General features: G+C 68.0%; 16 protein-coding genes. 7 read left to right on the top strand and 9 right to left on the bottom strand.

The features are described 5' to 3' along the window. Positions 1 to 31: 31 nt before the first annotated feature. Positions 32 to 1,039, bottom strand: a complete 1,008-nt coding sequence (locus E1263_RS16310) for a serine hydrolase domain-containing protein (protein ID WP_132168165.1) — start codon at positions 1,037 to 1,039, stop codon at positions 32 to 34. A gap of 293 nt (positions 1,040 to 1,332) precedes the next feature. On the opposite strand from E1263_RS16310, the gene sigE reads away from it, so the two are divergent. The 5 genes from sigE (at position 1,333) to E1263_RS16335 (ending at position 5,631) form a co-directional block, all read left to right on the top strand. Continuing rightward, positions 1,333 to 2,013 carry an RNA polymerase sigma factor SigE gene (gene sigE, locus E1263_RS16315; RefSeq protein WP_132168166.1) on the top strand — a complete coding sequence of 227 codons (681 nt, stop codon included), beginning with the start codon at positions 1,333 to 1,335 and terminating at the stop codon, positions 2,011 to 2,013. After that, entirely contained in the window at positions 2,010 to 2,621 is a 612-nt protein-coding gene (locus E1263_RS16320) for an anti-sigma factor family protein (protein ID WP_132168167.1), read from the top strand. Before sigE ends, E1263_RS16320 begins: the two co-directional genes overlap by 4 nt. A gap of 3 nt (positions 2,622 to 2,624) precedes the next feature. After that, a complete protein-coding gene (locus E1263_RS16325) occupies positions 2,625 to 3,680 on the top strand; it encodes a LolA-like protein (protein ID WP_132168168.1) in 1,056 nt (351 codons plus the stop codon). 77 nt (positions 3,681 to 3,757) lie between these two features. Continuing rightward, entirely contained in the window at positions 3,758 to 5,239 is a 1,482-nt protein-coding gene (locus tag E1263_RS16330) for a S1C family serine protease (RefSeq protein WP_132168169.1), read from the top strand. A gap of 50 nt (positions 5,240 to 5,289) precedes the next feature. Beyond that, the gene (locus E1263_RS16335) at positions 5,290 to 5,631 is read left to right on the top strand and encodes a sec-independent translocase (protein WP_132168170.1); all 342 of its coding nucleotides are present in this window, start codon (positions 5,290 to 5,292) and stop codon (positions 5,629 to 5,631) included. Here the strand turns inward: E1263_RS16335 and E1263_RS16340 are convergent. The 7 genes from E1263_RS16340 to E1263_RS16370 all read right to left on the bottom strand — a co-directional run bounded on the left by E1263_RS16340 (position 5,610) and on the right by E1263_RS16370 (position 11,186). Continuing rightward, positions 5,610 to 6,137: a GNAT family N-acetyltransferase gene (locus tag E1263_RS16340; protein WP_132168171.1), complete on the bottom strand. Its 528-nt coding sequence runs from the start codon at positions 6,135 to 6,137 to the stop codon at positions 5,610 to 5,612. The two genes, E1263_RS16335 and E1263_RS16340, sit on opposite strands and share 22 nt — an antisense overlap. A gap of 9 nt (positions 6,138 to 6,146) precedes the next feature. Next, positions 6,147 to 7,295, bottom strand: a complete 1,149-nt coding sequence (locus tag E1263_RS16345) for an Mrp/NBP35 family ATP-binding protein (protein WP_132168172.1) — start codon at positions 7,293 to 7,295, stop codon at positions 6,147 to 6,149. A gap of 72 nt (positions 7,296 to 7,367) precedes the next feature. Continuing rightward, entirely contained in the window at positions 7,368 to 7,931 is a 564-nt protein-coding gene (pspAB, locus tag E1263_RS16350; RefSeq protein WP_132168173.1) for a PspA-associated protein PspAB, read from the bottom strand. 7 nt (positions 7,932 to 7,938) lie between these two features. Then, positions 7,939 to 8,838 carry a zinc metalloprotease HtpX gene (gene htpX / locus E1263_RS16355; RefSeq protein WP_132168174.1) on the bottom strand — a complete coding sequence of 300 codons (900 nt, stop codon included), beginning with the start codon at positions 8,836 to 8,838 and terminating at the stop codon, positions 7,939 to 7,941. 31 nt (positions 8,839 to 8,869) lie between these two features. Then, entirely contained in the window at positions 8,870 to 9,394 is a 525-nt protein-coding gene (locus E1263_RS16360; protein ID WP_132168175.1) for a DUF1003 domain-containing protein, read from the bottom strand. After that, entirely contained in the window at positions 9,384 to 10,646 is a 1,263-nt protein-coding gene (locus E1263_RS16365; RefSeq protein ID WP_132168176.1) for a magnesium transporter MgtE N-terminal domain-containing protein, read from the bottom strand. The genes E1263_RS16360 and E1263_RS16365 overlap by 11 nt, the downstream gene beginning before the upstream one ends. Before the next feature lie 24 nt (positions 10,647 to 10,670). After that, positions 10,671 to 11,186: a hypothetical protein gene (locus tag E1263_RS16370; protein ID WP_132168177.1), complete on the bottom strand. Its 516-nt coding sequence runs from the start codon at positions 11,184 to 11,186 to the stop codon at positions 10,671 to 10,673. A gap of 103 nt (positions 11,187 to 11,289) precedes the next feature. On the opposite strand from E1263_RS16370, the gene E1263_RS16375 reads away from it, so the two are divergent. Beyond that, the gene (locus E1263_RS16375; RefSeq protein WP_132168178.1) at positions 11,290 to 12,252 is read left to right on the top strand and encodes an HpcH/HpaI aldolase/citrate lyase family protein; all 963 of its coding nucleotides are present in this window, start codon (positions 11,290 to 11,292) and stop codon (positions 12,250 to 12,252) included. A 13-nt stretch (positions 12,253 to 12,265) separates the two neighbouring features. Then, the gene (locus E1263_RS16380) at positions 12,266 to 12,598 is read left to right on the top strand and encodes a hypothetical protein (RefSeq protein ID WP_132168179.1); all 333 of its coding nucleotides are present in this window, start codon (positions 12,266 to 12,268) and stop codon (positions 12,596 to 12,598) included. Positions 12,599 to 12,615: 17 nt separating this feature from the next. Here E1263_RS16380 and E1263_RS16385 read toward each other — a convergent pair whose 3' ends face one another. Next, complete coding sequence (locus E1263_RS16385; protein ID WP_132168180.1) at positions 12,616 to 13,275, bottom strand: peptidylprolyl isomerase; 660 nt, start codon at positions 13,273 to 13,275, stop codon at positions 12,616 to 12,618. Positions 13,276 to 13,343: the final 68 nt, after the last annotated feature.

Consider the following 13,343-nt stretch of genomic DNA (forward strand, 5'->3'; position numbering starts at 1 on the left):
CGGCTGCGCGAGGCGACCGGGCCAGGCCCAATCATTCGCAGTGGACCGCCGTGAACAGGCCGATCACTGCACTCGACGCGTCGCCACCTGGGAGCGGGTTGTACGAGAGCGTTGCGTGGGTAGCGCCGGAGTGAGTCGAGTACGTCGTGTAGCCCAGCAGTTCGCCGCTGTGTCCCTCGACCGTGGTCCCGCAAGGCAGACGGAACCGCTGGAGACCGAGCCCGTAGTCGAAGAGTCCTGTGGCGGGGACATAGCGCCGCATCTCGGCCAGTGCGGCTCTGCTGGTCAGTCGTGCGTCGAAGAGCGCAGCGAAGAACCGGTTGAGGTCAGCCGTCGTGGAGATCATCTCGCCGGCTGCCCAGTCCAGCGACGGGTTCATCAGCGTCGCATCGACCAGCTTGCCGTCGACCGAGGTGTAGCCGGGCGCGTGCGGGGTCGGCAGGCCAGGCCAGTCGCCGGGCAGACTCGTATGCGTCAGCGCGAGCGGTTTCACGATCCGCCGGACGATCTCAGCGCCGTACGGGCGGCCCGTGACGCGCTCGATCAGCAGTCCGGCCAGGATGTAGTTGGTGTTCGAGTAGTGCCACCCCGTGCCGGGTGGGAAGTACGGCGGGTGGCTGAAGGCGACGGTCAGTAGTTGTGAAGGCTCGTAGTGCTGGAAGCGGTCAGAGCCACGCCAGCGGTTCGTCGACCACCCAGGATCATGCGCGTAGTCGTAGATCCCGCTGGTGTGATCGAGCACTTGCCGGACAGTGATCCGTCGCCCGCCCGGCACGACGCCCGGCAGATACCGCTCGATCGGTGCGTCGAGGCGGACCCGTTGCTCGTCCACGAGCTGGAGGACCGCGGTCGCGACGAACGTCTTCGTGACACTGCCGATCCGGAAATACGCATCGGGTGTGATCGGTCCGGCGGCACTGGACTGTGCACCGACCGCCAGCACAGCGGTGGAGGCAGCCCCGTCGTCGACGAGCTGCTGGAGTTGGGGGACCGGGGCGAGAGCCAGGACTGCGCTGGCCAGAAGCGCGGTGAAGTTCATGCCCAGAACGCTATGAATTTCGGCGCCGCGCCGATATCCGGCCAGCCCCCGAACTCAGGCGGGGGATAACCCCACCTGCCGCGACGGTGAGACCACTTCTGCGCGCATCCGGGGCCCGGGCCTAAGATCGGGGCGTGGATCGGCTCAACCAAGTCGGTCCGTAGCGCGTCTTGTTCGGTGAAGGCACTGTCCGGGAACTTCCGGCCGGAGCACCGCGTTGAGCCGTCGTAGCAGCATCTCAGGGGTAAACCCGGGTGTTCCCGACGTGCGCAGAGGACGGTGACCGAGGCACCATGGCCTTCACGCTCATTGCCGAGAGGACCCAGGGAGGCGTAGCGGTGAAGCCGCTCGATACGTCACTGGCACCCGCGCGTTCCGCGGAGCCGGTGCCGGAGACGCTGCCCTCGTGGGACGAGATCGTCCGTACTCACTCTGCCCGGGTCTACCGGCTGGCCTACCGCCTGACGGGGAACAAGCACGACGCGGAGGACCTCACTCAGGAGGTCTTCGTCCGGGTGTTCCGGTCGCTGTCGTCCTACACACCCGGCACTTTCGAGGGCTGGCTGTACCGGATCACCACCAACCTGTTCCTGGACGGTGCCCGCCGCAAGCAGCGGATCCGGTTCGACGGCCTGCCGGAGGATGCGCACGACCGGCTGCCGGCCAAGGGTGACGGCCCGGCCGACAAGCTGAACGCGGAGCTGTTCGACCACGACGTGCAGGGCGCCCTGGATTCGCTGCCGGAGGACTTCCGTGCCGCGGTCGTGCTCTGCGACATCGAGGGCATGACGTACGACGAGATCGCCGACGTGCTGGATGTGAAGCTCGGGACGGTCCGTAGCCGGATCCACCGCGGCCGGTCGATGCTGCGCAAGCACCTGGAGCACCGGGCCCCGCGGCCGGGTCAGACCAGGATCAGCGGTCCCTCCAAGGATGGTCTGCTCGGTGAGAGTTCCGGAGGTGAGTGGCGATGAGCCTTCAGCACCCGATGGACAAGCTCAGTGCCGTGGTCGACGGCCAACTCGACCATGACTCGCGCGACAAGGTCCTGAGCCACCTGGTCAGCTGCGACACCTGCCGCGCCGAGGTGGACGCCCAGCGCCGGCTGAAGGCCCGGATGGCTGCCCTGGAGGCACCGGAGCCATCCACCGACCTGATGCAGCGGCTGATGGGCGTCTCGTCCTTCGCCACCGAACCGCGTGAAGAGATCCGGCCGGTGCTCACACCGGCTCCGTCGCTCTTCCCACAGCGCTCTGCCTTCCCCGCAGCCCGCACCGGCGCCAGCCGCCCGGGAGCACCTCGTACGACGCGCTCGCGCCGCCGTACCGGGGTGTTGGGTGCAGCCGGCTCCGCAGCGGCCGTCGCTTCCCTCCTGGGGACGGCGTTCGTCATCGGCGACCCGGCCCGGTCGGAGCAGCCGCCGTCGCTGCGGCCACCGGTCACAAGCTTCTCGACCGACCACGCGAGCCTGACGGGCGGGACACCGTTCACCGACTCGGTCGCCGGGTTCAACTCGTACAACGGGACCGGATACGTCGGGTTCAACTCGACGCTGCAGCCAGTAGCCCTGACCGGGCGCTGATCGGTGAGCCTCAACCGGCTCGCCGTCCTGGTCAGCACCGCCCTGATCGGCATCGGCCTGCCCTTGCCTGCCACCGCGGCCACCGCGCTGGACCGGGAGGACGCGCCGGAGGCCGTCAGCTGGCTGGAGAAGGCTGCGGCAGCGCCGAACAAGGTTTCGTACCACGGCACCCAGATCATCACCGCCTGGGGACCGCAGGGCGCGAGTTCGGCCATGCTCGAGATCACCCACGCGGCATCGCAGGGCTCGGAGATCAGCGTGGTCGGCTCCGGCTCCTCACCGGGCGCCAAGGCCTTCGTGCAGCGAGCGACCAGCACCGATGCCTCCATTGACGGCGGTCCACTCGCGCTGCTGCAGGCGACGTACAAGCTGGTCTACAAGTGCTGCACCGACCTGATCGGGCGGACGGCGGTTCTGGTCGAGGCGGTGCGTGCCGACAAGACCCTCGCTGCGCGGTTCTGGATCGACAAGACCACCGGGCTGCTCCTGCAGCGGCAGCTGTTCAGCGTGGACGGCAGGACGATGGTCCGGGCGACCGTGTTCACCGAGCTCAGCATCGAGGACTCGGAGTTCATCGGCCATCTCCCACCGATGACTCCGAACGGTGTGGAGCCGCTGGGGCTCGGCAAAGCTGAGCAACTGCGGTCCGAGGGCTGGATCTGCGCAGCTGAGCTGCCCGCGGCCCTCAAGCTGTACGACGTCCACCAGGACACCGGCAACGGATCATTCCAGTTCTCGTACTCCGACGGTCTGTTCAACGCCTCGCTCTTCGAGCAGCGTGGCGCGCTGGATCCGGCCGCGGTGGCCGGCTTCAGCCCGACCGCGACCCCCGGCGTCTACGTCCGCTACGGCATGCCCTCGTACGTCGTCTGGTCGTCGGGCGGGATCGTCTACACCCTGATCGGTGACCTGCCACCGGATTCGCTGGCGAAGGTGGTCGGATCGTTCCCGCATGACCTGCCGGTGGAGCTGACAGCGGTCCAGCGGATCGGCAGCGGACTGGCCAGAATCGCGACCTGGCTCACTCCGATGGGTGCGCTTTCACCAAAGCTGGGATAATCGATGACGGATGGAACTCCCGGCTACTCTCGGGAGTGGCACCGGCCGATCTTCCCGACCCCGAGTGAGGCGATCACATGAGCACCAACGACGCCGAACCGACGCCTCCGAGCACCCCGCCACTGGCTGGGCTGACGCCGCCCGTGCCCGGCACCGGTACGACGCCGCTGGCTGCGCCGCGCAGTGACTCGGCGTACCGGCAAACGGAGAGCTCACCGCAGCCTGCTCTGCAGCAGCCGCTGCAGCCCCCGTCGCCCAATCAGCCGATGCCCAGCGCGCCGACGCCCGGGCAGCCGGGTCTCAACCAGCCGATGCGCTCGGTGACGCAGCGCAGCTTCGGTGCGCAGGAGCCGACCTTCCGCCCGGTCTACCCAGGCCAGGCCTGGCCGACCGAGCGCCCTGGCTACCAAGGCCCTGTGCCCCCGCCGCCGCTGGACTGGCATCAGCAGCAGGCCCGCGCGTACACGCCGGCTGAGCCGCCCAAGAAGCTCGACAATCGCGTCATCGTGATCGCAGCGATCGTTGCGCTGATCGTCGGTCTGCTGGCCGGTGGCGGTGCGGCCGTGACCGTGGTCGCGCTGAACGGCAACGGCCCGATCACCGAGCAGCCGGATGTCCCGGTCGGGACCGGCACCGATCCGAAGATCAAGACCGGATCGGTCTCCGCGGTCGCCAGCACCCTGCTGCCGAGTGTTGTCCAGCTGCGCGTCGAGGGCTCGGACAACTCCCAGTCGACGGGTTCCGGGTTCGTCATCGACAACGCCGGTCACGTGCTGACCAACAACCACGTGGTCGCCGAAGCCGCCAAGGGCGGCTCGATCCAGATCATCAGCCAGCAGGGCAAGTCGCAGACCGCCCGTCTGGTCGGCCGCTCCCCGGCGTACGACCTGGCCGTCGTGCAGGTGATCGGGCTGGCGGCGCCGGCGGTGCAGTTCGGCCAGTCGGATCAGGCGATCGTCGGGCAGGACGTCGTTGCCATCGGCTCACCGCTCGGGCTGGCCGGCACGGTCACCTCGGGCATCATCTCGGCGAAGAACCGGCCGGTGACGGCCGGTGACAGCGCGGACCAGGCGTCGTACATCAATGCTCTGCAGACCGACGCAGCGATCAACCCGGGCAACTCGGGCGGACCGCTGGTCGACATGAACGCCCGGGTGATCGGGGTGAACTCGGCGATCGCTGCCGTGCGTGGTTCGCAGGAGGGCCAGAGCGGCAACATCGGGCTCGGGTTCGCGATCCCGATCGACCAGGCCCGCCGGACCGCTCAGCAGTTGATCGCGAACGGCAAGGCGACCTTCCCGGTGATCGGCGCGAACGTCGACATGCGGTTCGAGGGCGGCGCCCGCGTGAGTACGGTGAACGCCGGTTCGCCGGCTGCGCGGGCCGGTCTGCGGGTCGGCGATGTGATCACCGAGATCAACAAGCAACTGGTCGACACAGCCGAAGGGCTGATCGTCGCCATCCGCTCGCACCAGCCGGGTGAGAGCGTCCGTCTGGTCTACGAACGCAGCGGCCGCCCACGCCAGGCGACCGTGACTCTCGCCGAGCAGATCGGCTGACATCCGCTCGGGTACGCTGTCTGCCGGGGCACGAGGAGTGAGGTGAATCCATGTTCGGCATCGGGCCGCTCGAGCTGGTTGTGATCGCGATCGTCGCCGTTCTGGTCTTCGGTCCGGAACGGCTGCCGGAGTTCGCGCGCACCGCGGGCAACCTGCTGCGTCAGGTCCGCCGGATGGTCTCCAACGCACAGAACGACCTGCGCAGTGAGCTGGGCCCGGAGTTCGCCGACCTGGAGCTGCAGGACCTCAACCCCCGCAACTTCGTCCGCAAGCACCTGCTCGAAGGTGCCGACGACTTCGACGACGACAAGCCCGTCTCCACGGACTTCGCCGACGCACCCCAGCGCCTCCCCGCCGGCGCCAAGCCCCCTTACGACCCCGAGTCCACCTGAGCGGTTCGCTCGTAGGCGACCATCGCGTCGCGGCCGCTGGCCAGCGCGTATGCGTCTGGCTCGGTGCGGACTAGTCGGAAGCCGGACCGCTCCGCCGTACGGCGTGCTGCGCCGTTGGTGCTCGCGGTTTTGATCCAGAGGCGCTGGTGGCCGGCGGCGAAGAACCAGTGGGCGACTAGCTCGATGGCCTCGACGATGACGCCGCGGCCTTGCGCGTCGGGGTGGAGCCAGAAGCCGAGTTCGCCGCTGCCCTCCTCCATGCGGAAGAGGGTCAGGTTGCCTAGACCGAGGTCAGTCGCGGCGTCGGCCACGCACCAGTTGAACCGCGTTCCGGCAGCGCGCTGCTCGGCCATGTCCTTCAGCCAGAACTGCACGTCCTCGACGGTGAACGGCTGCGGGATGAACGGCAGGAAGTGGGCTGTCGCTTGGTTCGTGCGCGCGGTCGAGATCCGTTGGGCCTCGTCCGAGCGCCACTCCCGCAACTGCAGCCGGGAACTGCTCAGCACCGTACGACGTCAGCGCCCGGCCGGACTGAGACCGAGCTGTCGGCCGAGCAGGCCGCGGGGCTTGCCTCCGAGCTTGGCCGCGATGCCTTCGAGGATCTGAGCGGCCGGAGTGTCCGGGTCGGCCAGCGCCAGCGGCACACCGAGGTCGCCGCCGCTGCGCAAGCGCTCGTCCAGCGGGATCTCGCCGAGCAGCGGAATCGGGTAGCCGAGGCGAGCGGACAGCGTCTCCGCGACCCGCGTGCCGCCGCCGGAACCGAAGATCTCGATCCGGTGCTCGGGGCCGCAGTGCGGGCAGGGCAGGTAGGACATGTTCTCGATGACACCGGCCACGCGCTGGTGGACCATCTGCGCCATCGTGCCGGCCCGCTCGGCCACCTCGGCGGCGGCCTCCTGCGGGGTGGTCACGACGATGACCTCGGCGCTGGTCAGCCGCTGGCCGACCGAGATCGCGATGTCACCGGTGCCCGGCGGCAGGTCGAGGAGCAGGACGTCGAGGTCGCCCCAGTACACGTCGGCGAGCATCTGCACGAGGGCACGGTCCAGGATCGGGCCGCGCCAGGCGACCACCTGGTCGCGCTTCGGCTTCAGCATGCCGATCGAGATCACCTTCACGCCGTGCGCGGGCACCGGCATGATCATGTCGTCGACCGCGGTCGGCCGCTCGTCGGCCACCCCGAACATGGCCGGGATCGAGTGTCCGTAGATGTCGGCGTCCAGGACGCCGACCGACAGGCCCTGCCGCGCCATCGCGACGGCCAGGTTCACCGTTACCGACGACTTGCCGACGCCACCCTTACCGGAGGCGATCGCGAAGACCTTCGTCAGCGAGTCGGCCCGCGAGAACGGGATCTCCTTCTCGGCCACGCCACCGCGCAACTGCGTCTGCAACGCGGCGCGCTGCTCGGCCGACATGACGCCGAGGTCGATCTCGACCCCGGTGACGCCGTCGAGCTTGTCCACCGCGGCTGTGATGTCGCGCCGCAGCGTGTCCTTCATCGGACAGCCCGCGACGGTCAGCAGGATCCGGATCGCAACCACGCCGTCCTCGCGGACGGCGACGGTCTCGACCATCCCGAGATCGGTGATCGGTTTCTTGATCTCGGGGTCGAGCACACCACCGAGAGCCGTGGTCACCTGATCAGCAGTGGGAGGAGCCATACCCCAAGGCTACGTGCTCGCAGGAAATCACCGGACCACGGTCCATGTGACGTAGGTCCGGCAAGGCAGCCCTTACAAGCCAGGTGCGCCGTAGATGGGGAACCACCGGGTCAGGTCCTGCTCGAGGCGGAGGTCCGTGGCGAGCAAGGACTTGATCTGTAGCTCGGTCTGGTTGTCACGGCGGTCGGGACCGGCCGGGGCGAACGGATACCAGGAGCCGCGCTTGTAGAGGTAGACCAGGCCGAGCGAGTTCGTGCCGTTGCTGAAGTTGACCAGCGTGCACAACAGCGCGGGCCCGAAGCCGGCATCGACCAGGGACGTGTTCACGCCGTGCAGGTCGGTGACGAGCCCTTCGACGTTGTCGGGGGTCGTCTCACGCACCAGCCAGGTGAAGCCGTAGGAGTCCGTCGTGCTGGTGAACTTGCCGTTGTCGAGCGCGAGCAGCTTGTCGACCTCGGAGCGCAACGCCGAGAACCCACCGCCCTCAGCAGCCTTGAAACAGACCGAGCCGATGCCCGTCGGCTTGTAGTCGGCGGCAGTCTGCAGGGTGATGGCGGCAGATGGGACCGAGAACAACTGGTCGAGGTTCGGCGGGACCGCTTTACTGCGGCCGAGCAAAATATCGAGGAATCCCATAGGGCTACTAAACCTGCTCGCCCAGCTCGCGGGACAGCGCGCCGAGCTTGTCGAGGCGTGTCTCCAGCGGCGGGTGGGTCGAGAACAGTGACGACAGTGAGACGCCCTTGCCGGAGATCGCCGGCGCGAAGAAGAAGGCGTTGAAGGCCTCTGCCTGGCGCAGGTCGCGGGACGGTATCTGCGCGATGTCCCCGCTGATCTTCGTCAACGCCGAGGCCAGGGCCGATGGTCGGCCGGTCAGTATGGCGCCCGCCCGGTCCGCAGCCAGCTCGCGATAGCGGGACAGCGCGCGGGTCAGCAGGAACGAGACCGCGTAGACCGCGGCCGAGACGGCGACGATGGTCAGCACGATGACGGCCGTGTTCTGATCCCGCCGTCCGCCGAGCCCGCTGTACAGGCCGAAGCGGGTGATCAGACCAGCCAGTACGCCGAGGAACGACGCGATCGTCATCACCGCGACATCGCGGTGCGCGACGTGTGACAACTCGTGCGAGAGGACACCCTCGAGCTCATCGGCGTCCAGCCGGCGCATGATCCCGGTCGTCACGCAGACGACCGCGTTCTTGGGGTTGCGCCCGGTGGCGAAGGCATTCGGCAGGTCGACGTCGGCGATCGCGATCCGCGGCTTGGGCATGTCCGCCAGTGCGCAGAGCCGGTCAATGGCGCCGTGTAGCTGCGGTGCCTCCTCCGGCGTGACGATCCGGCCGCCCATCGCGTAGAGCGCGATCTTGTCGGAGAAGAAGTACTGGACGAACAGTGCACCGCCGGCGATCACGACCGCCAGGACGGCGCTCTTGGTCAACGCGATCAGGGCCGCGACGAAACCGACGTACAGCAGACCCAGCAGGAAGCTCGTCACGAGCATCCGGCGGTTCAGCTTCTTGTCGGGAGCGAATCTGGATTTCATCGGGCCTGCCTTTCTACACCTGGCACCGAGATTAGCGCGGCCCCAAAGGGGACTCGCGATCCAGCTCGGCCAGCAGCGACTTCAGTTCGGAGCGGAGGAAGTCGCGGGTGGCGACCTCGCCGACGGCCATCCGCAGCGACGCCATCTCGCGGGCCAGGAACTCCATGTCCGCGCGGGTCCGGGTGTCGATGTCGCGGTCGCGTTCGTACTGGACGCGGTCGCGGGCCTCCTGCCGGTTCTGCGCGAGCAGGATCAGCGGCGCCGCGTACGACGCCTGCAGGCTGAGCGCGAGCGTGAGGAAGATGAACGGATAGGTGTCGAACCGGACGTTCTCCGGCGCGAAGATGTTCCAGACCACCCAGAAGATGATGGTCGCGGTCATGTAGACCAGGAACTTCCCCGTGCCGAGGAACCGCGCGATCCGCTCCGACAGCCGCCCGAACGCATCAGCGTCGTACGCGGACCGCAGTGCGATCGTGCGGCGGAGCTCACGCGGGATGTCCAGGCGGTTGCCGCGGGAGCGCCGGTCGTCGGTACTGCGGTCGTCACGAGCCATCGTGGTCCACCTCCTGCGGTTGGTCGTTGTCGCGCCAGTCAGCGGGCAGCAGATGATCCAGTACGTCGTCCACCGTGACCGCACCGAGTAGGCGGCCTTCGTCGTCGAGCACTGGTGCCGCCACGAGGTTGTAGGTCGCCAGGTACTTGCTGACCGCCGTCAGGCTGTCATCCGGCCGCAGACCGTCCAGATCGGTGTCCAGTGCGGCAGAGACGAGTTCTGAGGGCGGTTCGCGCAGCAGCCGCTGGATGTGGCCGACTCCGATGAACCGCCCGGTCGGAGTCTCCAGTGGCGGCCGACAGACATAGATCATCGCGGCCAGTGCCGGACTGAGCTCGGCGTTGCGGACATGCGCGAGCGCATCGGCCACCGTCGCGTCCACTGGCAGGATGACCGGCTCCGACGTCATCAGACCACCGGCTGTGCGCTCCTCATACGTGAGCAGCCGCCGGACGTCCTCAGCCTCATCGGGCTCCATCAGCGTCAGTAGTCGCTCAGCCGTCTCGGTCGGCAGCTCAGCGATCAGGTCGGCCGCGTCGTCCGGTGACATCTCCTCCAGGACGTCGGCAGCCCGCTCGGTGTCCAGACCGGCCAGGATCTCTACCTGGTCGTCCTCCGGCAGCTCCTCGAGCACATCGGCCAGACGCTCGTCGTTCAGCGCCGCAGCGATCTCCTTGCGCCGCTTGGGCGACAGATCATGCAGCACGGCGGCCAGGTCGGCGGCACGCATCGAGTCGAACGCAGCCAGGATGTGCGTGGCCCCCTGGCCCTCCTCGACCTGAGCGAACCCGCTGACATCGGTCCAGTCGAGCACATGGGACTGGCCGCGCCGCCGGAACCGCTTGCTGCCTTCGCGGACCGCAACCTTGGACAGCACCCAGTCCTTGGTCCGCCACTGCTCCATGGCCATGTCGAACACCACACCGGTCGTTTCGGTCTCCCGAATGGTGACAGTGCGGTCCAGCATCTCGCCCAGCACCAGGATCTCGGTGGTGCGCTGTTCGAAGCGCCGCATGTTGATCAGCCCGGTCGTGATCACGTGCCCGACGTCTACCGAGGTCACACGGGTCATCGGTACGAAGATGCGTCGCCGGGCGAACACCTCGACGACCAGCCCGAGCACCCGCGGCGGCTGCGTGCCCTGTCGCAGCATTGCGACCACATCGCGTACTTTGCCGACCTGGTCCCCATTGGGGTCGTAAACAGGCAGACCAGACAGCCGTGCGACATAGACACGCGTAGGTCCACTCATGACCGAAGGCTAACCCGCGGTCCTTCAGGTCAACTTGCGGCGCCGACGGACTCGCCGGTGCAGCGTGATCGGCTTCCGGCCGCGGGTAGTCGCCGGTGTCTCAGCAGGCGTCTCGTACGGCGATGCGCCGTCGAAGCCGGTGATCTCACCTGTCGGCTCCAGCACCAGGATGTCGGCCTCTGACCGCCACCGGTCGAGCTGGGTGTCGAGTCCGGCCGCATTGAGTCGCTCAGTCCGCAGAACCAGCGCAGCAGCCGTCCACTCCTCAGTCCCCGGCGGCAACCGCCGTACCGTCGCTTTCCAGCTCGCCAACCGCGTGGTGGCCGGCTTAGCCGGTACGACGACCTCCGCCGTACCCGCTGTGGCCAGCCCGGCGAGCGGTTGCTCCGCACTGCCGTCAGCGTCCGCCAGCACGACGTACTGGCCGTCGACCGTCGCGAACCAGGCCGGTGCAGGGCGTCGGCCGTCCCAAGACAGCCAGACCAGCCCGGCCTTCTTCATGACAGCGGCGATCTCCGTCACAGCGTCCTCGCGGTTCACCGCACCAGGGTGTCACAGTGAGCGATGTCACCGGGCACGCAGCGGACGTTTCGCCGTACGCTGCCGAGTGAACTGGTGAGTAACCCAAGGTGGAGGTCGACAGATGTCTGAGCAGGTGCTGCGAAGCAGAAGGTCGTGTCTGGCCACCCCGGGGTCGAACCCGCGGTTTCTGGCCAAGGCGAAGGGGCTGGACGCCGACCAGGTGTTCCTCGACCTGGAGGACTCGGTTGCGCCGATCGCCAAGGTGGACGCCCGCAAGAACATCGTGGCGGCGCTCAACGAGGGCGGCTGGGGCAACAAGGTCCGCGTGGTCCGGGTGAACGACTGGACCACGCAGTGGACGTATGCCGACGTGATCGAGGTCGTCGGCGGCGCCGGCGCGAACCTGGACTGCATCATGCTGCCGAAGGTGCAGACCGCCGAGCAGGTGGTCGCCCTGGACCTGCTGCTCACCCAGATCGAGAAGGTGCACGGCTACGAGCCGGGCAAGATCGGCATCGAGGCGCAGATCGAGAACGCCCTCGGCCTCACCAACGTGAACGCGATCGCGGCCGCGTCGCCGCGGGTCGAAACCATCATCTTCGGCCCGGCCGACTTCATGGCGTCGATCAACATGAAGTCGCTGGTGGTCGGCGAGCAGCCGCCCGGCTACGACGTCGGCGACGCCTATCACTACATCCTGATGCAGATCCTGATGGCGGCCCGCGCCTACGGCAAGCAGGCCATCGACGGCCCGTACCTGCAGATCAAGGAGGTCGACGGCTTCCGCCGGGTGGCCGGCCGCTCGGCCGCCCTCGGCTTCGACGGCAAGTGGGTCCTGCACCCGGACCAGATCGCTGCCGCGAACGAGGTCTACTCGCCGCGCCAGGAGGACTACGACCACTCCGAGAACATCCTCGACGCCTACGACCACTACACCTCGGCCGCCGGTGGCGCCCGCGGTGCGGTGATGCTCGGCGACGAGATGATCGACGAGGCCTCCCGCAAGATGGCCCTCGTCATCTCCGCCAAGGGCCGGGCGGCCGGCATGACCCGCACAGAGGTCTGGCAAGCCCCCACCGACTGACTACTCTGCCGCCATGACGACGGGGCACGAGGGGCACGGACGGGTTCAGGACAGGCTGCCGGGGGAGCCCGCGCGGGTCTGGGAGGTCCTGATCGAAAGCAACGTGGGCGAGCACTGGCTGCTCGAGGTGTCTTATCCGCCGCTCAAGTTCGCCACACTGGCGCAAGCGCGGGCGGTGGCTGAGGCGCAGACGCGCACCTTCAGGCCTGCTGACCCGTTCAAGCAGGTGCGGCGGACGGTGTACCGGACCGGCGAGGACCGCTACCTGGTCGCCGTCGAGGGCCTGATGTCGACCTTCCAGTTCACCGTCCAGGTGGGCGAGCAGGTGGCCGTCGTCGAGTACTGACCGACGGCCGCCACGACTCAGCCGAGTGACAGCACCTTGAGGATGCGGATGGGGCGGACCGGCGGGCCGTCCTGGTCGGGGTCGGCGATGCCGGCCTTGACCATCCGGTCGAACGTCGGCATGCCGGCGATCACGTGGCCGAGGACGGTGTAGTTCGGCGGGATGTTCGCGAACGAGTGGACGACGAAGAACTCGCTGCCGTTCGTCCCCGGACCCTGGTTGCCGTAGGCAACGGTTCCGCGGGGGTAGGTCTCCTTGCCGGTGACTTCGTCAGGGAACTTGTAGCCCGGTCCGCCCTCCTCCTGGCGGTAGATGTCACCGCACTGCAGGACGCCGAGGCGGGCCGAGTTCGTCAGCCGGAAGCACTGCGTGAAGTCGTAGAACCGGCTCTTCGCCAGGTGTACGAAGTTCGACACCCCGCACGGTGCGTTCGCCCGGTCCATCCGGACCACGAATGAGCCGTAGTTGGTGAGGAAGTAGACGTCGACCGTGCCGCGCGCCTTGGCCGTCGCGGACGGGATCCGGACCGGCTTGGCAGCCGGGTTCTCCGGCGTCGGGGTGAACTCGCACTTGACCGTCGGCTTCGGCCGCTGCACCGGTACGGCGGACGCGGTGGCGGTCGTGAACGTCGTGGCTAGCAGGGTGGCCGCGATCACAGCGGCAAACGTTCGCTTCATGGGCACACGGTAATACTGCGAGCGCGCTGCGCAGAGCTTTGCAAGGAATTGGCCGTGAACTCGATCTG

The organism is Kribbella antibiotica (assembly GCF_004349055.1).
Classification (GTDB): domain Bacteria; phylum Actinomycetota; class Actinomycetes; order Propionibacteriales; family Kribbellaceae; genus Kribbella; species Kribbella antibiotica.